Here is a 25,080-nt window from a genome sequence, read left to right as displayed (position 1 = left end):
CTGCGAATCTATTGATGGCATCCCACCCCATCAAGCCGGATAGGATGCTCTTGTCATGTCGCTGCGCTCCCTGGTGTTGATGGCCCTTTGTGTGTCCACTACCTCGCTGGCGCAGCCCGCCGAGGACCTCCGGGATGTCATGAGCGCGCGCGCTTATGGCATGGGTGGTGCGTACCGCGCCCTGGGCCTGGGCGCGGACGCGATGCTGGGCAACCCCGCTGCCATGGTCCTCTTCCCGGCCTACCGCATCGAAGGCACCGGGGCGTGGGACACCCAGCGCAAGGAAGGCCTCCTCGGCGTCTCCATCATCGACGCGGCCACCAGCCGAATGGGGATGGGAATCGACTACCACTGGGTGAGCGTGGGCCGCGGCGGCGCTCGCGCCAGTGCCCACCTCAGCTCGCTGGGCGTGGGACTGCCCATCAGCCAGTCACTCATGATTGGCGCCACGGTGCGTTATCTGCGCATGAGCGGCCAGTCGCGGTTCGCCAACTCCGTCACGGGCGACGCAGGCATCATGCTCCGGCTGTCGCAGTCGCTGATGGCGGGCTTCTCCGCGCACAACCTCGTCGACACCGACAATGAGGAACTGACGCGCTACTACTCGGCGCACCTGGGCGTGATGACGGGGCTGCTGACGCTCGCCGGCGACGTGCGCGCGGACTTCACCACGAACGACACCACGACGCTCACGTACCACGGCGGCCTGGAGTACATCCTCGGGCAGGTGTTCCCGGTGCGCGCGGGCTATTCGTACGACGGCTTCACCCGCACGTCGCAAATCAGCACGGGGCTCGGCTTCATGTCCGAGGGTGGCGGCGGGCTGGACTTCGCGTACCGCCATGACCTCGGCGGCCCCAAGGGGCGGATGCTGGCGCTCACCATCAAGCTGAACATGAACTGAGTCAGCGCGGCGCGCGCAGCGGCAGGTAGCGCTCGGACGCGGCGAAGCGCAGCAACTCCACCAACTCCGCCTCGTTGCCCTTGCGCGCGCGCAGCACCGTCAGCGCGGGCCCCACGCTGCCGCAGGCCACGAGCCCCGCCCGGTTGGCGGAGTCTCGCGCGGCGTCCGCGAGCGCGGAGGCCTTGAAGTCGCGGGTGCCCGGCTCCAGGAGGGCCATGGCCCGCTCCAGGGCCTTCGGTGAGAGCGACTCACGCACCACGCGGGCTTCCTCTCCGGAGGCGCGCGGGTCCTTCAGCACGGTCGACAGCAGCGCCAGGGCCCGGAGGAGCTGGCCGCCCTTGAGGGCCCGGAGCGCGAGCAGGTCCGGCGAGAGCGACAGCAGCGCGCGCCCCGCGTGGAAGCGCAGCTCCGCGGCGGGCATGGGCTCGCGTAGCAGGAGCCGGCCCACGAGGAGGCGCGCATGGCCCGCGTGCACGGCGGTGAAGGGCGGGCCGTCATCCTCCGCGAGCACCAGCTCCGGCAGGTGGACGTCCAGCATCCGCGCGGCCGAGTGGAGCGCGTCGAGCACGGCCGGTGCCGCCGGGCCCGCGGTCGCGCGCAGGAGCTCCGACGAGCCAGCGGCGCGGCCCTCCGCCGGGAACAGGCGGCAGAGCGCGATTCCGGTGCAGGCCAGCAGCTCGCCTGAGGGCGTGCGCAGGCCGGGATGACGCAGGCCGGCGCGTTCATCGGAGGTCAGCGGTGGACGCTGGCCGCGCGGCGCGGGGGTTTCGAGCCCCTCCAGCGCGTCGGCGATTTCCCGCATGAGCGAGGCGCGCGCGGGGTCTCCCCGCTGGTCGAAGTACTCCGCGAGCGAGCGGTACGGCTTCGCGTCGAGCGGACGCTCGCGGATGTGCCGGAAGCCGTCGGGCTCGGTGTCCTGGGAGGGCAGGTACGCGGGCGCGGGCGACTCGCGTGTCTCCGAGGCACCGGGGGCAGGCCGGGGCGGCTCGGGCGTGGCGGGCGGCTTCGCGATGAACGTGCGCCCGGGGGCGGGGGCGGACACCGTCCCTTCGGGGCGCGCGCGCACGACACGGCGCACCGGGTCCATGCGGCCCGGCGGCGCCTCCCAGGAGATGACACGCGTCTCGGGCACCGGCGCGGCGCCGAGGTCCATGAGCTCGCCCGTGATGAGGTCCGTGGCCCCTGAACGCCGCTCCCGAGCCGCCGCGTCCTGTGAGGCCGGAGCTGGCTCGGCGTCCCGGGCTGCAGGTGCCGCGCGCTCCACGCCCCTGCCCTTCCGACCGGGGGCGGGGGATTGCGGCACCTTGGGGAATCCGGCTGCGTCCGCGGCGTCGCCGCTCGGCGCGGGGGCTCGAGGCGCAGGCGCCGCGGCCGTTCCCTGCACGGGGGCGGGGTTACGAGATGCGGGCACCGCGGCCGTTCCCGGCACGGAGGCGGGGTTACGAGGTGCGGGCGCCGCGGCCGTTCCCGGCACGGAGGCGGGGTTACGAGGTGCGGGTGCAGCCGCAGTCCCCGGCACCGAGGCGAGGTTGCGAGGTGCGGGTGCAGCCGCAGTCCCCGCCACGGAGGCAGGGTTTCGAGATGCAGCCGCAGTCCCGGGCACGGAGGCGGGGCTTCGAGATGCAGCCGCAGTCCCGGGCACGGAGGCGGGGCTTCGAGATGCAGCCGCAGTCCCCTCCACGAAGGCAGGGTTTCGAGAAACGGGCGCAGTGGCCGTTCCCGGCACGGAAGCGGGGTTCCGTGGAGTAGCCGCGGCCTCCGGTGCCGGCTCGCGTGGCACGGGCGCAGCGGCGTTCCCCGGCGCGGAGGCCGGGCTGGATTCATCGCCTCGCGATGCCCTGGAACGTCCTCGCCGTGGCGCGCCCTCTTCCGCATCCACGCTGGAAGACCTCGCGCGGCCGGAGCCTCGCGCTCGCCTTCCCTTTCGTGCCGATGGAGCAGGCTCAGCTCCTGCCGGGGACGCGTTCCCAGAAGCCTCCCTGTCCGAACCTCCCTGGGGGCTCGCGGGTGGCGGCAAGCGCGCCGCGGCAAGCACGGCCCCCGGATCCGTGGTCGACGTCACCTCGTTGGCCAACTGCTCGATGTTCGCCGGGGAGTGGGACAGCACCGGGGGCGCCGGGACGAGCGGTGCCCGGGGGCCGCTCGGCTCCCGGCGCGGGGACGCGGAACGTGGCGGCTCGGGAGGAGGCAAGACCTCACGCTCCGCTCGCGCCTGACGGATTCCTTCCGCCCTGCGCGCATAGATTTGCGCGCGCTCGGGATTGCCCATCACCTCACGCCACAGGCGCGCGAGTCGCTCCCACGTCCGCTCCCGCTCCTCCTCGTCCTCCGTGGCGGTGGCCGCGTGCTCCAGTGCCCAGGCCGCTTCGCCCAGTTGCTCGCGCTGAAGCAGCCGCTCCACGAGCATCAACCAGGCCTCCTTGTGGCCCGGCTCATACCGCACCGCCTGTCGCAGCTCGTCGAGCGCGGCCTCCGCGTTGCCTTGCGCCTCCAGCGTGGCCACCAGCTCCAACCGAGCCTCACGCGCGGCCGGTCCTCGAGACTCCCGAGCGAGCTGCGCCCGCAGCAACTGCCCGAGCACCGTCGTGTCCCCGAGCCGGCGCGCGAGCACGGTGAGCCGCATGCGAGCCGGGTCACTGTCGGGACTCTCCGCGAGCACCTCGCTCCAGGCCCACTGCGCGAGCCGTGGGTTGCCCAGCGATTCCTCCGCGACCTGGGCCAGCACGCGCAGCGCGTCGACCCGGTCGAGCGCACGGCGAGGCATCGCCGCCAGCAGCGCTCGGAGCCGTTCCGCGATGTCCGGCCGCTCCGCGTCCTCGACGCAGCGGAGGAGCCCCGCGAGCACGGCAGGCAGCCCCGGCGCAAGCACCTCCGCCGCCTCGAAGTCGGCGCGCGCCTTCTTGAGCTCGCCCATGTGGAGCCAACGCTCGCCACGGGTGAGCAGCGCCCCCGCACGAGCCCGGCTGGAGGGCGCACGGCGAATGGCCTCATCGAGCGCGCGCCGCACGAGCGAGGCATCACCTCGCGCGGCGAGCAACCGCACCTGGTCGCGAAGCGCGGCACGGTCGCCCGTCAGCGCGACGATTTCCCGGTACATGCGTGCGGCGCCCGCGGGGTCATGGAGCTCGTTCTCCATCACCTCCGCGAGCCGGGCCAACGCATCGGCGCGAAGGGTCGCATCCTTCGCCTGGTCCGCGCGCTTGAGGTACAGCTGGGCCAGCTCGGCCCACGCCCGCCGCGCAATGAGCTGGGCCTCCAGCTTCTGCGAGCGGGTCAGCTCCTCGGCGTCCTCTTCGTGCGCACCTGGGCGCGCCTCGCCAGGGCGGCCCTCGGCTGGCGACGCGCTGGCGGAAAGCGCGGCCTCCAGCTCCGCCAGGGACACCTCCATGGTTCCCGAGCGCGCATCGGGGACAAGCCCCCCCTTGGGCGCACTCGCAGGCGGCACTGCCGCAGCGGGCACAGGCGTCTTCCGCCGCTCCACCGTCGCGGGGGCTGGTGCTCGCGGCGATGCTGGCGATGCGAACTCACCAACGAGGAAGGGCTGGGCCTCCGAGGTGACCTCATCCGCGTCGGCATCGTCGCGGAGTGGCGCGCCGCGCCGATGCGCCGCCTGCCGGACAGAGGATGACGAGACGTGTGCGGCCTGTTCCGGGCTCTCCGCCCAGGGCACGGACAACGACTCCCTCTGGGGAGCGAATTCGCGAACCGCGCCAGAACGTGGAGGCGGCACGCCCATGTCCACCGCGGGCATCTCCACCTCCGTCCTGCGCGCCTCGAACTCCGGGGCACGGGACGGCACGGGAACCGCAGGCATCTCCACCTGTGTCCTGGGCGCCTCGGAAGCAGGCGCAGCAGGTGGAATCGCAACCGCTGGCAGTTCCAGCATCGTCCTGGGCGCCTCTGAAGCAGGCGCAGCAGGTGGAATCGTGACCGCAGGCAGTTCCAGCATCGTCCTGGGCGACTCGGCAGCTCCAGGGGCGAGCGGCGCTTCCGCGCCAGGTTCACGCACGACAGGGCTCAGCATGGCGTCCACGACTGGCGCAGGCCGTGCGCCCACCGCAGGTTCGCTCACGGCCGCCTTCGCCGACGGCGCATCGACCGGAGCCCAGGGGAAAGCTCCAGCACCGGGGCTACTCGCGTCGGCCCTGGATGGCTCAGCCCCGGCCCTGTTCGCCGTCCCGCTGGATGCGCCCCCAGCCTGCGCCTGGGACACCACGGCGTCGTCATCAGCGGGCGCGGATGACACGACGACCGCCGGCAGCTCCAGAACCGTCTTGTGAGAGTCCGCAGATGGCGCGGAACGGGGCGCATCCGAAGCGGGCGATGGCCCTGCGACCACGTCAGCAGCGGAAGCGCCAACCGCTGGCATTTCCGTCGCGCTCTTTCGAGATGACGCAACGAGGCTCCCAGCCGCGGATGTCACTGCTCTCAGCGATTCGCCTGTCCGCCCCGACGGCGTGGTCACCGACATGGCCGGCGGCGCGCCGCCTCCCTGTGTCGCCTGAGGCGCATCCCCTGGCGGAGGAGCCCCCACCGACATGGCAGAAGGCGCCTCCGGAGAAGCGGTCGCAATCTGTACGGCGGGCAGCTCGCGCGCGCTCTTGCGTGGCCCGGGTCCCGGCGCGGCGGAGGGCTTTCCATCGTCGCCTCCGCCCGTCGTGAGCGGCCGCACATCGCCCTGGACCGGCGTCTCCACCACCGGCTGTGCCCCCGGCGTCCCCCCGGCGGCCCCAGGCGGAGTCCCCGCGGCCAGCGGGGGCCCCACCACCGTCTCAATGAGATAGACGCGGTCGTCGTACTCCCACGACGCCACATCCGGCGCGCCGTCCTTCCGAGCCGGGGGCTTCGCCAACACCCCCTGTGCTCCCGCCTCCGCGTCCTTCGCGCCGTCGCTCGACATTCGCGCGCGCAGCACCTGGAGCACCCGCTGAGCACGCCGATCGTCAGGCCACTCCACGAGGAGCGCCTCGAGGGCGGCGATGGCGCGGGGGAGCTGGTCCACGCGCCGCAGGACTCTCGCGAGCTGGCGCAGGACCGCGCGCCGGCCAGAAGCCGTCGTGGCCCCCGCTTCGAACAAGATGATGGCGGCCGGCTCGGTGCCGGCTCGCAGCGCCATCCGCACAATCCCCGCGGCCAGGCGCGGCGTCATCGGCAGGGTGCGGCTGGCACGCACCAGCTCACCGAACGCACGGGCAGCGGAGCCCTCGCTCAGCAACCGGGCCGCGGCCCGGAAGTGCCCGTCCACCACATCGCGCGTCTCCGCCGCGGCCTTGCCGCCAGATGCGCCGGGCTGCAGCGCCTCCTGTCGGACCGCTGCGGGCTCCGGCGTGCCGGCGCTCTTGCCGTTTCTCACGCCACCCATGGGTGCGGCAGTCTACACAACGATGCCCGTTCCGGCTGTGACTGTCCTCCTCCCCGCTCGAAACGCCGAAGCCACCGTGGCCCGCGCCGTCCGGAGCCTCTTGACCGGCACGCTGCGCGACATCCGTGTCCTCGCAGTGGACGATGGCTCCACGGACGGGACACGCGAGGTACTGACGGACCTCGCGGTGGAAGATGCCCGCGTGGAAGTCCTTGACGGCGGCGGCCGAGGTCTGGTGGCGGCGCTGAACCTGGCGCTGGCCCAGGCCACGTCACCCTACGTCGCCCGGATGGACGCGGACGACGAGTCCCTGCCCCGGCGGCTGGAGGCCAGCCTCTCCGCGTTGGAAGCCGACCCCACCCTGGGGGGCGTGGGCACGGCCGTGGAGCTCTTCCGCGATGACCAGCCCGTGAGCCCCTCGCTCCAGGCCTACGCCAGCTGGCTCAACGGGCTGAACTCCGCGGACCAGTTGGAGCGCGAGCGCTTCATCGAGAGTCCACTCTGCCACCCCTCCGTGTGTCTGCGACGGGACGCCCTGGTCGAGGCAGGAGGCTGGAAGGATGGCGACTTCCCGGAGGACTACGCGCTCTGGCTCGAGCTGCTCGACCGGGGCTACGCCTTGCTGAACCTGCCCGAGGTGCTGCTGCGCTGGCGTGACAGCAACGAGCGCATGACGCGCACGGACCCGCGCTACGCGCTCAAGCGCTTCATGTGGACGAAGGCGCGCTACCTGACCCGGGGCCGGGGGCCGCTCGCGGATGGCCGGCCCTGCACGGTGTGGGGGGCGGGCCCCAGCGGCAAGACGCTGACGCACTTCCTCCACGAGGCCGGCGCGCGGGTGGAGCGCTACGTGGAGGTGCACCCGCGCAAGGTGGGCACGCACATCCACGGCATCCCGGTGGTCGCGCCGCAGGCGCTCGGTGCGCCCGGACGGGGCCACCTGCTGGTCTGCGTGGGCGTCCGTTGGGCGCGCGCGGAGATTCGCGAGGACCTCCTGCGCTGGGGCTGGGTGGAGGGGCGCGACTTCACCTGCGCGGCCTGAGGCGCGTCAGCCCGCGCCCGAGCCTCCCGCCCGGATGGGCCCCGCCGGCGCTTCAATCCCCGCCGCGGCGAAGAACCGCATCAGGTCCTCCGGCACCGGGGCCTCCAGGCGGAGCACCTTGCCCGTTCGTGGGTGTCCCAGCTCCAGCGCCTGCGCGTGCAGCAGGCACCGCGCCGCGTCCACGCCCCCTGCCCGGGGCAACCCGCCGTAACGCGAGTCCCCGAGAATCGGCGCGCCCAGCGCCGTCAGGTGCGCGCGGAGCTGATGCGTGCGCCCCGTGTGCGGCAGCAGCTCCACGACACAGAACGCCGGACCGGCGAACAGCGTGTGGAAGTCCGTGAGCGCGGGCACCCCGTTGGCCGCCCGGGTCGCCCGCCAGCGCCCCGGGCGCGAGGGGTCCTTCGACAAGGGCAGGTCCACCGTCCCCGACGGCGGCAGTCCCGGGCCAGTGGCCGCGACATACCGCTTCCGTGCCCGCCCCTCCCGGAACTCGGCCGCCAGCGCCGACGTGGCGTCCGCCGTCTTCCCGAACACCGTCACCCCGGACGTCTCCCGGTCCAGGCGATGCACCAGCCCGGCCGCGCGCCCCAGCTTCGCGCCCACCAGGTCCACCAGGCTGCCGCCCACGCGGCCCTCGGTGGGCTGGGCGGGCACACCCGCCGGCTTGTCCACGGCGATGACGTCCGCGTCCTCGTACAGCACGCGCAGCTCGGGCGCGGGGGGCGCCTCGGCCAGGGGGCTCTGGCCGCCCTCCTCCAGCACCACCGTCACCACCTGCCCCGCGGTGAGCCGCGCCTTCGCATCGCGGCTCCGCTTGCCCGCCACGTAGACGGCCCCCACGTCCACCAGCTCCCGCGCCCTCGGCTCCGGAAGCCCCAGCTCGGAGGCCACCGCGGCCACCACCGTCTTGCCCACCAGCGCCCCTTCCACCCGCAACGTCCGCCGCTTCATGCCTCCACCCCGCTCGGCGCCCCGCCTGCCCGGCGAGCCGCCATTGCCCGGACACTCCGCTCCCCGCCCGGCGCGCCCGTGCGAGCGCCCATCCCCGTGTCAGGCACAGATGTCATGCGGCGGCACTCTACGCGCGCATCGCCCTTCCGCGCCGCCCGCTTCCTGTTACCTTCCGCGCCCCCATGGACCGTCCCCTGCTTTCCGTGCGCACGCGGCTGGACGACTTCCTCGCCGAGCTCGCCACGCTGAACTACCGGCACGGCGCCGGGCTCCCGCGGGAGTCGTCCCCCGCGCAGCTCCTCGCCTCCTTCCCCGAGCTGTCCTCGCCGGACACCTTCTCCGCCGCCAACGAGGCGCTGGCCAGGGCGCGCTCGAAGGACGAGCCCCTCACCGTCCGCCGCATCATGCTGGTGCGCGAGCTGGTGGCCTCGCACGTCGAGGACGCGCTCGCCGCCCCGCACGTGGACGCCATCGCCGCGCTGGAGGCCCAGGCCCGGCTGACGGTGGACGACCAGACCTACTCCTTCGGAGAGGCGCTGGCCCGGATTCCCCACGAGCCCGGCCGGGGCCGCCGCGCCTTGCTGGAGCGCGCCACCGGCGAGTTCCTCTGGCAGCACCGCACCCGCTACGGCGACCGCCGCGAGGCCGCCCTGCACGCGGCGGAGCAGCTGGGCGCCAAGGACTACCCCACCCTTCGCCAGGACGTCACCGGCATCGACTACGACAAACTGGCCGAGGCCGCGAAGCAGGTGCTGGCGCGCACGGAAGACGCCTACCGCGACGTGCTCGCCTACGTCCTCAAGAAGGTGGACCCGCTGCTGCGCCCGCTGCCCGCGGGCGAGGCGCGCCGGCATGACCTCCAGGCCGCGCTCCAGGCGCCGTGGATGGATGGCTTCTTCCGGCGCGAGGACGCCTTCCCCGCCGTGGTGCGCTGGCTGGGCGAGTGGGGCCTGACGCCCAACGCCGGGGGCCGCATCCGTATCGACGACGAGGACCGGCCCGGCAAGTCGCCGCGCCCCTTCGTCGCCGTGGTGCGCGTGCCGGACGACATCCGCCTGGTGCTCCAGCCGCGCGGCGGCCTGGACGGGCTCGCCAGCCTCCTCCACGAGATGGGCCACGCGCAGCACCGCGCCCATGTCTCGGACACGCTGCCCATGGAGCTGCGCCGGCTGGGCGATGCGTCCGTGACGGAGGCCCATGCCGCCGTCTTCGAGCGGCTGCTCCTGTCCCCCGAGTGGCTCAAGCGCTACCTGGGGCTGCCCACCATGGCCGCGCGCGACACCGTGCGGCTGGCCGCGTTCCAGGCCCTCACGCTGCTGCGGCGTCACGCCGCGAAGCTGTCCTACGAGCTGTCCCTGACGCGGAAAGGCGCCTCGGCGGAGCGCGCGGACGAATACGCGGACGGCCAGCGGCACGCGCTCTTCGTCGAGCCCCACCCCGGCTTCTTCCTCCACGACGTGGACCCGCAGCTGTACGTGGCGCACTACCTGCGGTCCTGGGCCCTGGAGACCCAGCTCACCGCGCGCCTCACGGAGCGGTTCAACGAGGACTATTGGAGGAACCCCGCGGCAGCCGCCTGGCTGAAGGGACTGTACGCGCGTGGGGGGACAGACGATGCGGAAGGACTGGCCACGGAGACGTCAGGCACGCCGCTGGCGTTGCCCGAGGCCGGGGAGCGCCTCGTGGCCATCCTCAACCGCTAGTAGGACTCCGCCAGACGACTACTTCTTCTTGCGGAGCGCCCGGACAATCTTGTCCTTGGTGGGGTTGGCGGCGGCATCCCGTGCGCGCGTGGCGACGGGCGTGCTGCTGGCGCTGGCCACGGGCTTGCCACCCGCGCGAGCGCGCATCGCCTTCATCAACTGCATCTCGATGACGAGCAGCTCGTCCGCGAGCTCCGCGTTGTCGCCCGCGGCACGGGGCAGAGGCGCACGGGTGCTGGAGGCGCCAGCACCATGGCGCATGCGCAGAACCTTCTCCTCTTCGGCCGACAGCGTACGCGTCTTCTCCAGCGCCGCTTTGACCTCCTTGGCCGTCACCGTGCTACTTCCGACCTTGCGCTCCATCACCGCTCCCTTGCTGTGAAGCCCCGCTGAACATCCGAGCATGTCGGACGCGTCCGGGCCGCAACCGTCGAGGATTGTAGAGGACGCAAGAGTCAGCGCAAATTTTCTTCCAACAGGCCGCTGCCAGGATGTAGCGCCGGTGTCCTCCGACCCGGTCCGGGCGACCCCAGAGTCCCAGCCAGCCGTTCACCGGGGAACGGGTCCCGCCAGGGGGCGGCCCCCGGAGCGGCCTCAGCCCTCTTCGTCCTCGGGCTCGGCGGGCGCCTCGGGGCTGGCCTCGTCCGAGGCCTTCTTGCGCTGGATGCCGAAGGTATCGAGCGCGTCGGCGATGCCCTGGGGCTTGTCCGCGTCCGGGAGGAAGTCCTCGGGCGGCTGGAGCTTGGGGTCCTGACCGACCTCGGTGAGGACCGCCTCCAGCGTCATGCGCAGCTCGGCGGCCTCGGGCGTCTTGTCCCCGGGCACGCCAATGCGCCCGTCCAAGCGGGCCTTGAGGACCACGGAGGTGGCGGCGTCCACCAGCACCTCGCCGTCCAGCGAGCGCGGCAGGCGGTGGGCGAAGAAGTTGGCCCGGCGGAGGGTCGACTCGTCCGCGCCCTTCTTGGGCTGGGGCATGGGCGGCAGGGGCCGGGAAGCACTCGCCTGGGAGGCGGGCCCGAGCGTCACGATGTAGCGCCAGGCGGTGCGCCCCTCGTGGGTGACGGTGCCCTCGGGCGTCAGCTTGAGGCGGCCCTGGAAGAGGCTGTCGAAGTCACGGATGGCGCCCGTCAGCTCCGCGCGGGTGCGCTCGGCCATGCCGCGGTCGCGCAGACGCTGGCGGTAGGGGCCGTAGCGGTTGCGGGCGAACACCTGCCCCCCCACCCGCATCACCTCCAGGCCCTGGTCCCGGGAGTTCTCCAGCACGCCATGGAAGTCCCCGCTCACCCCGCCGGGGCCCGCGCGGAAGGTGCGCGTCTCGGTGAGCTTCACGGGGATGGAGGCCTCGGAGGTCCACTCGTACCCCACCGTCGCCTGGTAGCGGTGGGGGCCCAGACGCTCGGTCACCTCGGCGGCGTCCATGCCCAGGATGCGGCGCGCCACCTGGGGGTTGTCCGCGACGTCCTCGGGGGGCAGCTTCTCCTTTGCGGATGCCACCACCTTGGGGGGATCCTCCGGCGAGAAGATGCGCGCCTTGGCCGCCTTGTCGACTGGGTCCGAGCAGCCCGCGGCGGCCAGCGCCACGGCGAGGGTGAAGGCGGACTTCTTCAGACGGCTCACGACTCCTCCGGGAGGGTACGACCGGGCCGGCAAGTTACGTGGGGCATACACGAGCGGCAAGCAGTCGCTTGCGTGCGGCCGTGCAAGGGATAGAACGCCCAACTCATGCAGAACCTGCGCGACAAGCTATTGAAGGCGGGCCTCGTCACCGAGGAACAGGCCAAGAAGGTGGAGACGAAGGCCGGCCAGGCGGAAGCCCGGCGGCCCGGTCCCCAGGAGGGCGGCCGTTCAGGCGCGAACCGTCCTCCCCCCCGCCGTGACGACAACCGGACACAGGGTGGCCCGCCCCGAGGCGAGGGCGGAGGCCGTCCCGCTGGCGGCCGCGACGGAGGCCGGCGCGAGGGCGGCGGTCGTCCGGGCGGCGGCTTTGGCGCGCCCCGTCATGGAGGGGCCCCCCAGCACGGTCGCCCGGCGGCGCCGGAGCGGGCCATTCCCAAGCTGCCCCCCATGCCGGGTTCCAAGGCCTACCAGCGCGCGGAGTCCAAGCGGCAGGTGGAGCTGGACCGCGCCCTGCGCGAGCTGGTGCTCGGCGCGCAGGTGCCCATCGAGCCGGGTGAGACGGCGTTCTACTTCATGACCCGCAAGGGCAAGCTGCGGCGGCTGGAGCTCAGCCCGGCGCAGGCGAAGCAGCTCGAGGAGGGCGAGCTCGGCGTGGTGGAGCGGCCCGAGCCCGCGCAGATCGAGCACTCGCTGGTGCCCGCGGCGACGGCCGAGCAGATGTTCGCGCTGTCGAAGAAGGCCGTGCGCTTCCTCAACCGCAAGGAGAACCCCGTCGGCTTCATGAACGACGAGGAGCTCAAGGCGCAGCAGGCCGCCGAGGCGGCGGGCACCGCGACGGAGACGCCCGACGAGCCCGAAGGCGACGCCACCGAAACGCCCGAGGCGCAGGCCGAGGGCGAGTCCGCCGAGCCGGCCGCGAGCAGCGACGAAGCCCAGAACGGCTGACCTGAGTGATGACGTGCCCCCTCCCCGTCCGTCATGACGCCGGGGAGGGGGATGTCGCGGCGCCGCCCGCGCGCACCCCAAGGGCCGGTGGATGTGCTGTCATCCCTGACCATCCCGTGGCGAGAGGTGCCCATGGTGCAGGGATTCCTGAAGCTGCTGCCCGTCGTCCTCGCGGTCTCCGGCGCCATCAAGGTGTCGGTGCTCGGGCTGGGCTGGGGGGTGTCTCACCTGAAGTCCGCCGAGCGGCTCCGCGTCTATCGGCGCGCGCTGGCACCCGGACAGCTTCGCAGCGAAGCCCGCGCCGCCCTGGTCGTCATCGTGGGGGATGCGCTGCTCATCAGTGTCTTCCGGGCGTACCAACGCGAGCTCTTCGCGCCTTTCACCTGGACGGCGACGCTGCTCACGTTCGCGTGGATGTTCGTCACCTTCGAGGTGTGGTTCTACGTCACCCACCGGCTGATGCACACGCGGGCGCTGTACTGGATGCATGCCCAGCACCACGTGGCCCAGGTGACGAACCCGCTCACCTCGCTGTCCTTCTCCCTCGTGGAGCGCTTCGTCCTGCTGGGAGGCGCCTTCCTGTTCCTCGCCGCGGCCGGGACGTTCATGCCCATCACCCAGGTGGGCGTCCTTCTCTACATCCTCACCAACTACACGCTGAACGTGCTGGCCCACGGCAACACGGAGTGGTTCCCAGAGCGCTTCGTGCAGTCGTGGGCAGGGCGGCTCTTCTTCACCACCACCTTCCATGCCATGCACCACGCCCGCCACCAGGGGCACTACGGCCTCTTCACGCCGATGCTGGACCGGTGGCTGGGCACGGCGTTCGACGACTACCCGCAGGTGCACGCCCGCGCCCGTGCGGGGAACGGCCTGGAGCGCATGGGTGAGCGCATCCGTCCGGAGGCGAGCACCCCCACCCTGACGCCCACCGTCCCTGTCAGCGGCGTGGGCGCGCCTTGATGCCAGCCCGAGGCCCGGGCGTTAGGCTGGCCTCATGACGACGACCCACAAGACGGTGGTGGTAACGGGCGCGAGCCGGGGCATTGGCCGTGCGGTGGCGCTGGCCTTCGCGAAGGAGGGCCACGACGTCTGGGCGCTGGCGCGCTCGGCGGACGCGCTGGAGTCGCTCCGGAAGGAAGGCGGCGAGCGCATCCGGACGCACGCGGTGGACGTGGCCGACGAGGCCGCGCTGCTCGCCGCGAGCCAGCGAATCCTCGCGGAGGGCCCCCCGCGGGTGCTCGTGAACAACGCGGGCATCACCGTCTCCGCGCCGCTGACGAAGACGCGCACCGAGGACCTGGCCCGGGTCATGGCCGTCAACGTGACGGCCCCCTTCCTGCTCTGCCGTGAGCTGATGCCCGCCATGGCCAAGGCCGGGGGCGGCCGCGTCATCAACATCGGCTCCATGGCCGCGGTGCGAGGCGTGAAGTACACGTCCGCGTACTGCGCGTCCAAGCACGCGCTGCTGGGGCTGACGCGCGCGCTCGCGACGGAGTACGCCAAGAAGCAGGTGACGGTGAACATCATCAACCCGGGCTGGGTGGAGACGGACATGTTCGCCGGGGCCACGTCCGCCATCAGCGCGTCGACGGGTCGCAGCGAGGAGCAGGCGCGCGAGGCGCTGGCGTCCATGAACGCCATGGGCCGCATCATCACCCCGGAGGAGGTCGCCGCCCTGTGCCTCTTCCTCGCATCGGACGCGGCGGGCGGCATCACCGGCTCGGCCTACGCCATCGACGGCGGCGAGCTGGGCTGAGCCTTCACGCCCACTGCGCCTGACTGCCTGCCCGGCCGCCGCCCATGGCGGGGTGTGTTGCGCCCGGGGAATCCCATCCCCACTGTGCGCGACCACCCCGGCGGCAAGCGGCGGGGTGGCCAGCCATCAGGAGGCGGGCGTGAGTGGACTGCGAGGCGTGGTGCTGGGCGCGTGGCTGTGGGCGGGCTGTTCCGCTCCGGTGGACAGCGGACGGGAGCCCGTCGAGCCCCCCTCCGGAGAGACGCAGCCCCCCGCGGCCGAAGGGGAAGGCGAGACGCCGCCCGCGCCTGGGCCCGAGATGCCGCTGCCTGACGCGTCCTCGGCATGCTCCGGCCCGGACGGAACGGCGCGCCTCGCGTGGAGCCATGACGCCGCGTGGAACCACACGGTGGACTTCCGCGGCACCATGGACGCGGACGGGAACACCTACTGGACGGAGTGCGAGAGCAGCTATTGGGTGGACAAGGACCCGAGCCAGCTCGCGTGCCAGCTCGTCTCCGTGACGTGGGAGGGACACGTGCGCTACCGGCGAGCGCTCCCGCCGCCCGGCGCCTGGAGCGTGCACACCGTGGACGGCGAGCAACTCTTCGTCACGGGCCGGCTCGCGCTGCTCTCCGCGGTGGACCGCCAAACGGGCCAGGTCCGCTGGAACCTCTCGCTGGGCGCCGTGAAGGACGACGCCCCGGAGGCGCACCGCGGGCTCCGCATCGAATCCCTGGTGCTCAGCCCGCCCTACCTGGTCGCGGTGGTGCACGACACCTTCGGCGACGCCGACGCGGAGGACCTGCTCGTCGCGGTGCACGCGGACACGGGCACCGTGGCGTGGCAGGTGCGCACGCCCCCCATCCACGCTCCGCTCGTCGTGGACGCGGAGGGCAACGTGTACGGCGGCGCCTCCAACGTCCTGGAGCAGCGCACGGAGCTCTTCTCGTACGCGGCGGACGGACAGCTGCGCTGGCGGACGCAGCGCCCGGGCGTGCGGGAGCCCACCGCGGTGGACAGCGGCCTGCTGATGCTGGGCCGCGCGGAGCTGGTGGACGCGGCCACGGGCACGCCGCGCGCCACGCTGGCCACCGCGTCCGCCGAGTCCTTCGCCTATTCGCTCGGGCGCTCCAGCTCTCCCTTCGGCCGCGCGACGCTGCAGGCCGGGCGCCTGCTGGTGCTGCCGGAGCTGGGCTGCGCCACGGAGGGGTGCCCGACCACCTCCCACCCGGGTGGCACCTTCCTCTACGGGCTGGACCCCGAAAGCGGCACGGTGCGCTGGCACCGGGCGGTGGGAAGCTGGCCCATGGCGCCGCTGCTCACCCAGCGCGACTCCCTGCTGCTGGTGGACCGCCCGGTGGACGCGCGCTGCGGCGAGTACGCCTGCACGGGAGACGACGCCGCCTTCGGCTCGTTCCTGCGGGAGCTGGACCTGGACGGCCGCGAGCGGTCCGCGTGCGCGCTGCCAGGACAGGCGCCGTACATCACCCCGCCCGCGCTGCACCGCGGCCGCGTGGTGCTGGGGGCCTGGACGAACTGGGACGCGAGCAACGACTGGACGCAGCGCATGAGCATCCGCGCCTTCGACCTGGCGGCGGCCACCGAGCCCGCGACGCGCGGCTGGGTGAGCGCGGGGGGCGACAACGCGCGCTCGGGCCGCGCGAAGCCCGAGGCCGCCCCCGCCCAGGCGCTGCGTCAGAGCCGGTAGCGTCCGACGATGGCGCTCAGCTCGGCGGACGCCGCCGACAGCTGGATGGCGGACTGCTCGCTGGCGGCCATCCGGTCCACAATCTGGTCTGCCAGGTCCGCCATGGAGCTGAGCGCGGCGAACAGCTCCGCGATGCCCGCGTCCTGCTGGCTCACGGCCTCGGCGATGCTGCGCACCGTCTTGCCGTTGTTCTGGATGATGCCCGCCAGCGAGCGGAGGCTCTCGCCCGCGGCGCGCACCTGCTCCAGCCCGCCCTCCACCTCGCGGGCGCCGCCCTCGCTGGTGCTCACCGTCTGGGAGATGGCGCGGCCGATGTCGCTCAGGATGGCCTGCACACGCGTGGTGGCGCCCGCGGACTGGTCCGCCAGCGAGCGCATCTGCCGCGCCACCACCGCGAAGGAGCGGCCCGCGTCACCGCTGCGCGCCGCCTCGATGGAGGCATTGAGCGCCAGCACATTGGACTGGTCCGCCAGGTCCTTCACCGTGCGGGTGATGTCACCCACCTGCCGCGTGCGCTGGTGCAGCTCCGCGACGGTGCGGCCAATCTGCTCCACGTGCGAGCGGATGTGCGTGAGCCCGCCCACGCTGCCCGTCACCGCGGCCTCGCCCGCCTCGCCAAAGCTGCTGGCCTTGTCCGCCTCGCGCAGGATAGCCTCCACGCGCCGCGCCGCCGCGCGCGAGGCCTCCTGGAGCTGCTGCGCGGCCATCTGCGTCTCGTGGAGCGCCACCGCCTGCTGCGACACGGCCTCGTTCTGCACGGCCGCGGACTCCGTGAGCTGGGTGGACGCCGTCTCCAGCTGCTCGGCGGAATGCCGCAGCGCCATCAACAGCTCGCGCAGCTGCGACATCAGCTCCGTGAACGAGCCGGCCAGCTGGCCAATCTCATCCTTCGAGCGCACCTCCAGCCGCGCCCGGAAGTCCCCTTCCGACACCATGCGCGCGGTGGCCGCGGTCAGCTCGCGCAGCGGCTCCGTCATCCGCCGCACCAACAGGAAGATGGCCGTGCCCGCGGCCGCCGTGACGGCCACGCCCAGCAGCACCACCATCAGCAGCGACAGCCGGTACTGCGCCGCCTCCTTCCAGCTGTCGCGCGCGAGCAGCAGCTCCACGCCCGGCCCCACCTCCACCCGGCGCAGGTGGAGCGACACGTCGCCCACCTCCACCGCGTCCGGCCGGCCCTTGCCCTCCAGCGCCGCGAGCAGCGCCTCGGGTGACGCGGCGTCCAGCGCGTGCGCCACCGGCTTCGCCTCCACCGTCAGCAGCGCCTCCACGCCGCGCTCGTCACGCAGCGCCTGGAGCGACTGCGCGCCCAGCAGACGTCCCAGCACCAGATGCCCCACGGTGCGGCCACCCACCGCCACGGGCTGCGCCACCGCCTGGTAGGGCACCTCGCCCACCTGGACGATGCCCGGCGCGCCCTGCTCCACCAGGGCCTCCAGTCCCACCACGCTTCCGGAAGCGTTGCCCGCGCGCACGCCCGCCGTCGCGTCCAGCGCGAGCAGCAGCTCCACGCCCAGCAGCGATTGTTGTGAGCGCAGCTCGGCCTTCAGCGGCGCCAGGTCCACGGCGTCGCTCGACAGCAGGGCCTGCAACGTGGGCGCCGCCGCGGCGACACGCGCCAGGGACGTCAGCGCGCTCGCTTCCTGGGCCACGGCGCGGCTCCATGCGGCTTCGTCCTGGACCAGCCGCGAGGTGAGCACCTCGTGGGACCACGAGCGCAGCGAGAGGGTCGTCAGCGCGACACTCGCGACGGTGAGGCCGAGGATGACGAGAGAGAGGGCGGTGGACAGGCGCGCGGCAAGGCTGTGCGTCATTCGCTGCTGAGCCAGGGGATGGGCGGGGGGACCCAGTGGGGAGAGTTCCAGCCTATCCGAGTACGCTTCGCGATGAGCGAGGATCAACAGGTATCAGGAATGACCCGGCGCTGTGCGCTACCTGACACATCGCGAGACCTACACAGAGGCCTCGCACCTACGTCCACGCCCAGTGCACGCGCGCAGTCACCCACACCTCTTGCCCTGGCGTTGCATTGACCGGCGTGGAAGCGGCGCGCTTGCGTGCGCCCCATGCACCCGCACTTCATTCCAGCAGCCGTGGCCCTGCTCGCATTCTCGCCTGCCGCGCTGCATGCGGAAGAAGTGACAGGCGAAGCACGCGCCAGGGCCGAGCGCGGCTTCACCCCTCGCAACTTCGGCAACCTGCGGGTGGGCGGCTCCACGGCGAACGCCAATGGCCGGCCCGAGCTCTGCCTGGAGCTGTCGCCCGTGGCCTTCCTCGCGGTGGAGGGCTGTGGCACCGGCAGCGGCTTCCTGCACGGAGACCCCGAGCCGGAGGTGGCGCACTTCCGCGCGAAGCTGCGGCTGGCGACCTTCGACGTGGAGCGCTGGGGCACCTTCCAGCCCTTCCTCGCCGCCGGCTTCGCGGAGTCCCAGGTGGGTCGCGACGACGCGGGGTTCCAGTTCAGGGGCACCGACCGGCGCCGCGTGGCGACGACAGGGCCCGAGGGGGGACTCGGGCTGCGCTTCCTCCGCCCGCTGGCCTCGGGCTTCGAGCTGGTGGGCGACTTCAACCTCAGCCTGGCATGGCTGCCGTATGCGCCGCAGCTCATCCAGCCCGGAGACACCTGGCTGCCCTCCGCCAGCCTGTCCTTCGGCGTGGGCTTCTGAGACGCCTCACGCGTCCGCGACGCGCAGCACCACCGCGGTGATGTTGTCCTTGCCACCCGCCTCGTAGGCGTCCGAGACGAGCGCGTCGCAGGCCTCGCGCGCGGTGGACAGCGTGAGGCGCTTCATCAGTCCCTCGGGGCCCAGCGGCTCGTAGAGTCCGTCCGAGCACAGCAGGAACACATCCCCGGGCTCCGGCTGGAGCCGCTGCACGGTGGGCTCGGCGTTTTCGGTGCCGAGCGCGCGGGTGATGAGGTGCCGCAGGTTGCCCGAGCCGCCCGGCGGCTCCATGCCAGCGTCCCGCAGCTCCTCGATGAGCGAGTGGTCTCGCGTCAGCGACTCCAGCTTCCCGGCGCGCAGCCGGTACAGGCGGCTGTCGCCCACGTGGGCCACCGCCGCGCCGTGCTCGCTCACCGCCAGGGCCACCACGGTGGACGCCATCTCCCGCAGCCGGCCCACGCGCTGCGCCTGGAGGTTGCGCTGCGCCAGCGCCGAGCACGCGGCCAGCAGATTCTCCTCACGGCTGCGACGGGGGTCCGGCACCGTGGGCCACGTCGAGTCCCGGTCCTGCCCCAGCCGCAGGCCAAAGCCCACGAAGGTGTCCACGACACACCGGCTGGCGACTTCTCCCCCCTCTTGTCCGCCCAGCCCATCCGCCACGACGAACAGCCCCAGCTCCGGCGCGACGCAGAACGCATCCTCGTTGTGCGGCCGCCGGCCGATGTGGGTCTGTCCCGCGCTGTCCATTCTCATGACTGCCTCCTCGGGCCTCCCACCAGCAAGCGGGAGGCCAGCGCCCTTCCCCCAACGGGCGCCAGCTACGGATATCCCGGTTCGAGCGTTTTCTGGGGAGGGAGTGCCCTGGCGCTTCGACATCCGCTCCTCACCCGTCCAGTTGCGGACGCTGCAAGTGCCCTCCATTCGTCAACAGCCCCCACAACGTGGGGGCGCGACCCCACACCTCGTGCCAACGCCACCCCTCCGCGCCATGACAGGGGCGCCTGTCCACCAGGACGGTTCCGTTGCAACGAAACGGCGAACTCGCCGGGCCTCGAGCGGGTCCCTGGCAACTTCTCCGTGGGCGGGACGACAATGCCGATGCGGCCCGGCGTGTGCGCCGCAGGGAGCCCTTGATGACGTCCATCCGCCGCATCACCGCGAGCATCTCCAGCGCCATCTCCCGGGCCCGGCTCGACACGGACGTGGAGTCCGTGTCACCGCTCGCCCCGCGCGAGCCGCTGCAGCCGGTGCCCGCGGTGCGGCGGGGCTACGCCGACGAGAGCGAGTTCCAGGCGGAGGTGGACGACCTGGACACGTCGCTCGCGGCGCATGCGCCGAAGCTGGCGGGCCTGGACGCGGTGGACGCCGAGGCGCCCGAGCAGCTGCGCGTGTTCGCCGGAGAGAGCTCCTTCGAAGCGGCTCCGCCACGCTACTCGCAGATGTTGGGCGCGCAGCTCCCGTCCACGCTCGGCGCGCCGCGGGAGCCCGTCGCTGGCGCGGCGCATCGGCCGACGCCGCGCGGCCCCAGCGCCCAGGACATGGGGAGCGACCTGCTCTCGCCAGAGGCCGCTGCCTGGGAGCTGCAGCACCTGGACACCTCCACCGCGCCCACGCCCATGGAAGCCGAGGACGTGCTCTTCATGCTGGACGCTCCCGGAGCGTCAGCGGCGCATGAGCCCGCCCTGGAGCTGGGGCTCGAAGACATCTTCGAGGAGGTGCCGCACACGACCTCCGCGGCCGGCGGACACCGCAACGCCGAGGTCGAAGCGGGCCTCGCCGGAGCCGCCAGCAGCCTCCCCTCGCGAGCCCCTGGCGCCTTCCCCTCCACCCCGGAGGATGGCTTCCTCGCGGACGAAATCGACGGCCCGGTGCTCGGCGCCCCGGTGAACGGCACGCCCCACGCCGAGGGCATCGACGCCGTCCCGGCGGACCTCGCGACCGCCGCGGCCGGGGATGCCCGTATCGACGACGCGCCCGCGGGCTTCGCGCTGGGCAGCGCCTACGCGGCCACCTACGGACAGCAGTTCGCCGCGCGGCAGGCGCTGGACCCGGCCGTCAGCCCGGCGGGACCGGATGCCTTCCTCGCGGACCCGCTCGACCTGGGCACGATGGTGCCGGATGAGCCCGCGCTCGAGGATGCCGCCGTCGCGGGCGTGCTGAGCTCCATGGCCGCCAACCCCGCGGCGGCCAGCGCCCCGGTGACCGCGGCCCTCGCGTCACAGGGGGTCGAGGTGGTCGCGGAGGCCCTCGAGCCCGAGCTTCGGCCCGAAGGCATGCCCGGCGACGCGAGCGCGAGCACCGCGTCCTCCGAGCCCACGCCCGAGCGCTGAGCGCCTCACGGAGGAACCGGCGCGTCCTGGTCGTTGAAGCGCTCGAGCTCCATCAGGGCTTCGTTGACGTCCCGGGTCAGCTCGTCCAGGTAGCGCTGCCGCTCTTCACTCTGCCACTCGGCGGAGGAGAAGACGGACGTCGGGTAGTCATTCGTGGTGTGCACGTAGCCGCGCAGGCTGGTCATCAGCTCGCGGTCCGGGTCTCCCATCTCCTTGAGGAGGAAGCCCTCCACATCGCGCAGCTTCAGCGGGAAGGTGGGCACCTCGTCCCGCACGAGGTTGCCGGCGATGGTGAGCTTCACCTCCTGGTCGCCCTGCTGCAGCTCCTCATTGAAGGACACGTGCGCGAAGGGCATGCCGCTCTCGTCATCCACGCGGCCCGCCACCACGTAGCGTCCCGCCTTCTGGACCCGAATCCCGAGGTAGAGCTGGAGCGAGCCGCGCTCGTGGTCCAGCACCTCACGCACGCGGCCGGTGAACGCCGCCGGCGGCGACGGCGTGTACATGATGTCGAAGAAGGCGGACCCCTCCGAGCTGCCGGAGCGCACCTTCACGTTCACCCGCAGCGTGCCCGAGTAGAGGGGGAAGCGCTGCTTCGACGGCTGGAAGCGGCCGGTGTACGTGCCATCGCCGGAGAGCGCGTCACCGCCCACGCCGTCATCCGTGAAGGCGAGGGGCACCGCCGCCACGCCGCCCGCGCCGGGCATGTGGTCGGCCTCCTGCGCGGAGGCCGAGACCACCTCGCAGGACCTGGGCATGCGGCGCGCGTCCTCGCAGCCGACGAAGAAGTGCACCACCTCGTCGCTGACGACGAACACGCGGTCCTGCTTCAACCGGAGCTGCACGTCCGAGCCGTCCATGTTCAACGGGCGCGTGCGCTCCGGCTCCGCCATCTCCATCTGGTCCGGGTGCTCGCTGGCGGGACGCGACTCGGGCGGATAGCGCGTCGCCTTCATGTACGACTCCAGCGTCTGCTTCGCCCGCGCCAGCCGCTTCTCCCACAGCTGGCGCTGGGCCTCGCGCTCGGCCGCCTCCGGGCTGAGCGCCGGCGCAGCCACCGCGACGCCCGGCACCGGTCCGCGAGACGGCCCGCCCGTGCCGCCTCCGGACTTCCGGGGCGCCGCGCCCGCCGCGACGGTGGGCGTGGACGCCGTGACAACCACGTCATCCGACTCCGAGCCGGCCCCCGACTCCATCCACCACCACCCCACGGCCCCCAGCACCAGCGGGATGAGGGGGATGGCCCACAGGGCACGGCGCGCGGAGGACGCGGGAGCGGAGACGGTACCGGTCGGAGTCATGTCGCTTCGGGGATGAGGGGCTCAGTACGCGTAGGTGACGACGTCCTGGCGGACGGGAGCGATGATGCCACCCCAGTTGCCTCCGGCGTAGTGGTTGTACGCCTCCCGGTCGTCGCGCAGCTCCACCGTGTGGTAGCTCCACTTCGCGCGCCCGTCGCTGCATGCGGCCGTGCCCAGGTTCAGCGTGCCGCCGCAGAACCAGTCACCCGGGTTGCACTGCGAGCTGCCCGAGCTGCCCGAGACGCCGCCCGTCGAGTGATACGACACCGCCTCGTCGTCCTGGCCCGGGAGCACGAAGGAGTACGCCGTGCCCTTGGAGGCCGCGAACATGTAGAACCAGACGTTGCGCGTGGTGTTGTGGTTGTACAGGGTGCGCGCGGTGGTGGTGACCAGGTCGCTGACCAGCGGCTCACTGACCGCCCACTCGCCAATGTCCGCCAGCTCGCTGCCGCCGCCGGCGCCCGACGCCACGTTCACCCACTTGATGTTCCAGCCCGTCTGCGTCGGGTTGCCGCTGACGTTGCCGCACACGCCGCTGGCGTTGGGGGACGCGTTCTTCACCTGGCGCGTCGAGCCGCCGTACATCGACAGCGCGTAGCCAATCTGCAGGTTGCCGGCGCTGTGCGCGGCGATGTAGCACCAGTTCTGTCCCGTGCAGAAGCAGTCCAGCGCGTCGCGGATGCGGTAGTTCTGCGAGCCGATGCGCTGACGACCATCCCAGTTGACGGCCTTCTTGTTCACGCCCGCCGCGGTGCTCGCGGGGCCCCAATAGCTGAAGTCGTTGTAGTTGCCGGCCTGCGTCGTGCCGCCGTTGCGGCCGTGAATCCACAGTGTGTAGTTGGCCGCGGCGGCCTCCGAGCCAACCAGCATCGTGGCGGCGGCAATGACCGTACCGAAGAGCTTCTTCATGATGAGCGCCTCCAGCGCTACGAAGGGGAGCCCGCCAGGCGGGGGACCTGGCGGGGAGGCGTACTGTAGAGGCGCGCGGTGTAAAAGGTCGAGGTCACGGAAATCTGGAAGTGCACGCGAGAACTGACGCAGCGCATCACCCTCGTGGATTCCCACCAGCGGGCGACACTTCGTCGCACCGCGGTCAACGCGCTGTGTCGAGCACGTAGCGCTCCAGCCGCGCCAGCACGTCCGGCAGGTTCGCGCGGCCCAGCCCCAGGCGGAAGTGGTTGCCAGGGAAGTCATAGACGTCGCCCGGCAGCAGCAGCACGCCCTCGCGCTCGCGGAGCGACTCGGTGAAGTGGGCCACCGGCGTCTCACGCAGCAGCTTGGGGAAGGCCACGCTGCCGGCGCGCGGACGCACCCAGCGGAAGGTGTCCGCGTGGCGCGCGAAGAAGGCGTCCAGCAGCGCGAGGTTGGCGGCGAGCAGCTCGCGGCTGCGCGCGAGCACCCGCGCCTTCGCGCGCAGGGCGATGAGCGACAGCACCTCGCTGGGCGCGCTGTTGCAGATGGTGGTGTAGTCCTTGTAGGCCGCGCACCGCCGCAGCAGGTCCTCGTCGCGGCAGGCCAGCCACCCCACGCGCAGCCCCGCCAGCCCGAAGGCCTTCGACATCACCCCCAGGCTGATGCCGTGCGGCGTGTGGCTGGCCGCGGGTGGGAGCGTGTCGCGGGCGTCGTACTCCAGGAGCCGGTACACCTCGTCGGACAGCAGGTGGATGCCGCGCTCGCGTGACAGCTCACACAGCGCGTCGAAGGTGGCGCGGTCCAGCAGCGCGCCCGTGGGGTTGTGGGGGAAGTTCACCACCAGGAGCCGCGTCTGGGGGCGCAGCGCGCGGCGCAGGGCGTCCAGGTCCAGCGCCCAGCCATTCTCCTCGCGCAGCGGCAGCAGCGTCACGTCCGCGCCGGTGGCGCGCGCCACCTCGTGCAGCGACTGGTAGCCAGGCCAGGTGACGACGGCGTGGTCGCCGGGGCCCAGCAGCACGTTGACGAGGACGAAGAGCGCCTCCTCCGCGCCCGCGAAGGTGAGCACCTGGTCCGGCGAGAGGCCGGGGTACAGCCCGGCAATCTCCTCGCGCAGGGCGGGCAGGCCCGTGGACTCGGTGTAGCCCAGCGTGAGCCCCTCCCAGCGGGCCTGCTCGTCCGGGCCTGCGAGCGCCAGCAGGTCGCTCATCCGCCAGCCCTCGATGTCCGACGTGCACAGCAGGTAGGGCGCCGCGAACTCCCAGCGCGCGAAGTACCGCTCCAGCTTGAAGTCGGGGATGCGCATGCGGTGGATGTCTGCCTGCTTCGCGGCCTGCCGTCCAGCGACGCCCGGAGCCGTCCTCCCGTGCCTAGCTTGAGTCGCGTCCTTTCCAACCCCAGGCCTCGCGGGAGCCCTCATGCCCAAGCTCGACATCCCCATCACCCTGTTGGACCCGGACGGCGGGTGGATCAACACGCCCATCCACGTGTCCGAACTGGATGAGCAACCCGTCCTCCTCCACTTCTTCTCCCTCAAGCAGCGCGGGAGCGACGAGGACATCGACGCGGTGAAGCGCATCATCGCGGAGTTCGCGCCGCAGGGGCTCCGGGTCATCAGCGTGGACGTCACCGGCTCCGACAAGGAGCTGCGCGACACCAACGCGGTGGAGGCCTTCGCGCGAAAGCACGGGCTCTTCCACGCCATCGCCGTGGACGACGGCTCCATGGCCCAGGCCTATGACGTGTTGGACACGCCCGCGTGGCTGGTGTTCGACGCGGACTCCGGCCGGCTGCGCCACCACTTCGTCGGCAAGAACGGCGCACACCACGCGCGGCGAGTCCTGGAGCGCTTCGTCCGCTCCAGCGCCGCCGCGCCCGCCCCCGCTCCCTGACACCCACGAGGA

Annotated in this window: 19 protein-coding genes; 10 read left to right on the top strand and 9 right to left on the bottom strand. The window is 72.5% G+C overall.

Annotated features, from left to right (window positions below):
- Positions 1-55 precede the first annotated feature (55 nt).
- Positions 56-904 carry a hypothetical protein gene (locus VZL07_RS21305; protein ID WP_426749442.1) on the top strand — a complete coding sequence of 283 codons (849 nt, stop codon included), beginning with the start codon at positions 56-58 and terminating at the stop codon, positions 902-904.
- 1 nt (position 905) lies between these two features.
- Here VZL07_RS21305 and VZL07_RS21300 read toward each other — a convergent pair whose 3' ends face one another.
- A complete protein-coding gene (locus VZL07_RS21300; RefSeq protein WP_426749441.1) occupies positions 906-4,703 on the bottom strand; it encodes a tetratricopeptide repeat protein in 3,798 nt (1,265 codons plus the stop codon).
- Between the two features lie 1,561 nt (positions 4,704-6,264).
- Here VZL07_RS21300 and VZL07_RS21295 point away from each other — a divergent pair.
- The gene (locus tag VZL07_RS21295; RefSeq protein ID WP_426749440.1) at positions 6,265-7,308 is read left to right on the top strand and encodes a glycosyltransferase; all 1,044 of its coding nucleotides are present in this window, start codon (positions 6,265-6,267) and stop codon (positions 7,306-7,308) included.
- 6 nt (positions 7,309-7,314) lie between these two features.
- Here the strand turns inward: VZL07_RS21295 and VZL07_RS21290 are convergent, their stop codons facing one another.
- A complete protein-coding gene (locus VZL07_RS21290; protein WP_426749439.1) occupies positions 7,315-8,259 on the bottom strand; it encodes an RluA family pseudouridine synthase in 945 nt (314 codons plus the stop codon).
- Positions 8,260-8,441: 182 nt separating this feature from the next.
- On the opposite strand from VZL07_RS21290, the gene VZL07_RS21285 reads away from it, so the two are divergent.
- Positions 8,442-9,962, top strand: a complete 1,521-nt coding sequence (locus VZL07_RS21285) for a peptidase M3 (protein WP_426749438.1) — start codon at positions 8,442-8,444, stop codon at positions 9,960-9,962.
- 18 nt (positions 9,963-9,980) lie between these two features.
- Here VZL07_RS21285 and VZL07_RS21280 read toward each other — a convergent pair whose 3' ends face one another.
- Together VZL07_RS21280 and VZL07_RS21275 are read right to left on the bottom strand one after the other, a co-directional pair.
- On the bottom strand, positions 9,981-10,325 hold the full coding sequence (locus VZL07_RS21280) for a hypothetical protein (RefSeq protein ID WP_426749437.1): 345 nt from the start codon (positions 10,323-10,325) through the stop codon (positions 9,981-9,983).
- A 231-nt stretch (positions 10,326-10,556) separates the two neighbouring features.
- A complete protein-coding gene (locus VZL07_RS21275; RefSeq protein WP_426749436.1) occupies positions 10,557-11,579 on the bottom strand; it encodes a hypothetical protein in 1,023 nt (340 codons plus the stop codon).
- Between the two features lie 105 nt (positions 11,580-11,684).
- Between VZL07_RS21275 and VZL07_RS21270 the strand changes: the two genes are divergently transcribed.
- From VZL07_RS21270 to VZL07_RS21255, 4 genes are all read left to right on the top strand, one after another.
- Positions 11,685-12,524 carry a DUF2058 family protein gene (locus VZL07_RS21270; protein ID WP_426749435.1) on the top strand — a complete coding sequence of 280 codons (840 nt, stop codon included), beginning with the start codon at positions 11,685-11,687 and terminating at the stop codon, positions 12,522-12,524.
- Positions 12,525-12,656: 132 nt separating this feature from the next.
- Positions 12,657-13,487 carry a sterol desaturase family protein gene (locus VZL07_RS21265; protein ID WP_426749434.1) on the top strand — a complete coding sequence of 277 codons (831 nt, stop codon included), beginning with the start codon at positions 12,657-12,659 and terminating at the stop codon, positions 13,485-13,487.
- Positions 13,488-13,521: 34 nt separating this feature from the next.
- Complete coding sequence (locus VZL07_RS21260) at positions 13,522-14,283, top strand: SDR family NAD(P)-dependent oxidoreductase (RefSeq protein WP_426749433.1); 762 nt, start codon at positions 13,522-13,524, stop codon at positions 14,281-14,283.
- Positions 14,284-14,422: 139 nt separating this feature from the next.
- Positions 14,423-15,973: a PQQ-binding-like beta-propeller repeat protein gene (locus tag VZL07_RS21255; protein WP_426749432.1), complete on the top strand. Its 1,551-nt coding sequence runs from the start codon at positions 14,423-14,425 to the stop codon at positions 15,971-15,973.
- On the opposite strand, the gene VZL07_RS21250 is transcribed toward VZL07_RS21255, so the two are convergent.
- On the bottom strand, positions 15,961-17,787 hold the full coding sequence (locus VZL07_RS21250; RefSeq protein WP_426749431.1) for a methyl-accepting chemotaxis protein: 1,827 nt from the start codon (positions 17,785-17,787) through the stop codon (positions 15,961-15,963). The genes VZL07_RS21255 and VZL07_RS21250 overlap by 13 nt on opposite strands.
- 252 nt (positions 17,788-18,039) lie before the next feature.
- Here VZL07_RS21250 and VZL07_RS21245 point away from each other — a divergent pair, with 252 nt between their 5' ends.
- Positions 18,040-18,639 carry a hypothetical protein gene (locus VZL07_RS21245; RefSeq protein WP_426749430.1) on the top strand — a complete coding sequence of 200 codons (600 nt, stop codon included), beginning with the start codon at positions 18,040-18,042 and terminating at the stop codon, positions 18,637-18,639.
- 6 nt (positions 18,640-18,645) lie between these two features.
- On the opposite strand, the gene VZL07_RS21240 is transcribed toward VZL07_RS21245, so the two are convergent.
- Positions 18,646-19,389 carry a PP2C family protein-serine/threonine phosphatase gene (locus tag VZL07_RS21240; protein WP_426749429.1) on the bottom strand — a complete coding sequence of 248 codons (744 nt, stop codon included), beginning with the start codon at positions 19,387-19,389 and terminating at the stop codon, positions 18,646-18,648.
- Positions 19,390-19,769: 380 nt separating this feature from the next.
- Between VZL07_RS21240 and VZL07_RS21235 the strand changes: the two genes are divergently transcribed.
- Positions 19,770-20,966, top strand: a complete 1,197-nt coding sequence (locus VZL07_RS21235; RefSeq protein ID WP_426749428.1) for a hypothetical protein — start codon at positions 19,770-19,772, stop codon at positions 20,964-20,966.
- Positions 20,967-20,971: 5 nt separating this feature from the next.
- Here VZL07_RS21235 and VZL07_RS21230 read toward each other — a convergent pair whose 3' ends face one another.
- The 3 genes from VZL07_RS21230 to VZL07_RS21220 all read right to left on the bottom strand — a co-directional run bounded on the left by VZL07_RS21230 (position 20,972) and on the right by VZL07_RS21220 (position 24,482).
- Positions 20,972-22,267: a choice-of-anchor X domain-containing protein gene (locus VZL07_RS21230; protein WP_426749427.1), complete on the bottom strand. Its 1,296-nt coding sequence runs from the start codon at positions 22,265-22,267 to the stop codon at positions 20,972-20,974.
- A 21-nt stretch (positions 22,268-22,288) separates the two neighbouring features.
- Positions 22,289-23,176, bottom strand: coding sequence for a hypothetical protein (locus tag VZL07_RS21225; protein WP_426749426.1), 888 nt, complete (start codon positions 23,174-23,176; stop codon positions 22,289-22,291).
- 184 nt (positions 23,177-23,360) lie between these two features.
- Entirely contained in the window at positions 23,361-24,482 is a 1,122-nt protein-coding gene (locus tag VZL07_RS21220) for an aminotransferase class I/II-fold pyridoxal phosphate-dependent enzyme (protein WP_426749425.1), read from the bottom strand.
- Positions 24,483-24,594: 112 nt separating this feature from the next.
- On the opposite strand from VZL07_RS21220, the gene VZL07_RS21215 reads away from it, so the two are divergent.
- The gene (locus VZL07_RS21215; protein WP_426749424.1) at positions 24,595-25,068 is read left to right on the top strand and encodes a TlpA disulfide reductase family protein; all 474 of its coding nucleotides are present in this window, start codon (positions 24,595-24,597) and stop codon (positions 25,066-25,068) included.
- Positions 25,069-25,080: the final 12 nt, after the last annotated feature.

Origin of the sequence: Pseudomyxococcus flavus, assembly GCF_050038885.1 — a bacterium.
GTDB classification, from domain to species: Bacteria; Myxococcota; Myxococcia; order Myxococcales; family Myxococcaceae; genus Myxococcus; species Myxococcus flavus.
This window is presented reverse-complemented; position numbering and strand designations above follow the sequence as displayed.

What these genes read in the sequence shown, in the direction of transcription:
- VZL07_RS21305 (WP_426749442.1), top strand. Translation starts at nt 56, where the DNA reads ATGTCGCTGCGCTCCCTGGTGTTGATGGCCCTTTGTGTGTCCACTACC.
- VZL07_RS21295 (WP_426749440.1), top strand. Translation starts at nt 6,265, where the DNA reads ATGGGTGCGGCAGTCTACACAACGATGCCCGTTCCGGCTGTGACTGTC.
- VZL07_RS21290 (WP_426749439.1), bottom strand. Translation starts at nt 8,259, where the DNA reads ATGAAGCGGCGGACGTTGCGGGTGGAAGGGGCGCTGGTGGGCAAGACG.
- VZL07_RS21285 (WP_426749438.1), top strand. Translation starts at nt 8,442, where the DNA reads ATGGACCGTCCCCTGCTTTCCGTGCGCACGCGGCTGGACGACTTCCTC.
- VZL07_RS21280 (WP_426749437.1), bottom strand. Translation starts at nt 10,325, where the DNA reads ATGGAGCGCAAGGTCGGAAGTAGCACGGTGACGGCCAAGGAGGTCAAA.
- VZL07_RS21270 (WP_426749435.1), top strand. Translation starts at nt 11,685, where the DNA reads ATGCAGAACCTGCGCGACAAGCTATTGAAGGCGGGCCTCGTCACCGAG.
- VZL07_RS21265 (WP_426749434.1), top strand. Translation starts at nt 12,657, where the DNA reads ATGGTGCAGGGATTCCTGAAGCTGCTGCCCGTCGTCCTCGCGGTCTCC.
- VZL07_RS21260 (WP_426749433.1), top strand. Translation starts at nt 13,522, where the DNA reads ATGACGACGACCCACAAGACGGTGGTGGTAACGGGCGCGAGCCGGGGC.
- VZL07_RS21250 (WP_426749431.1), bottom strand. Translation starts at nt 17,787, where the DNA reads ATGACGCACAGCCTTGCCGCGCGCCTGTCCACCGCCCTCTCTCTCGTC.
- VZL07_RS21245 (WP_426749430.1), top strand. Translation starts at nt 18,040, where the DNA reads ATGCACCCGCACTTCATTCCAGCAGCCGTGGCCCTGCTCGCATTCTCG.
- VZL07_RS21240 (WP_426749429.1), bottom strand. Translation starts at nt 19,389, where the DNA reads ATGAGAATGGACAGCGCGGGACAGACCCACATCGGCCGGCGGCCGCAC.
- VZL07_RS21235 (WP_426749428.1), top strand. Translation starts at nt 19,770, where the DNA reads ATGACGTCCATCCGCCGCATCACCGCGAGCATCTCCAGCGCCATCTCC.
- VZL07_RS21230 (WP_426749427.1), bottom strand. Translation starts at nt 22,267, where the DNA reads ATGACTCCGACCGGTACCGTCTCCGCTCCCGCGTCCTCCGCGCGCCGT.
- VZL07_RS21225 (WP_426749426.1), bottom strand. Translation starts at nt 23,176, where the DNA reads ATGAAGAAGCTCTTCGGTACGGTCATTGCCGCCGCCACGATGCTGGTT.
- VZL07_RS21220 (WP_426749425.1), bottom strand. Translation starts at nt 24,482, where the DNA reads ATGCGCATCCCCGACTTCAAGCTGGAGCGGTACTTCGCGCGCTGGGAG.
- VZL07_RS21215 (WP_426749424.1), top strand. Translation starts at nt 24,595, where the DNA reads ATGCCCAAGCTCGACATCCCCATCACCCTGTTGGACCCGGACGGCGGG.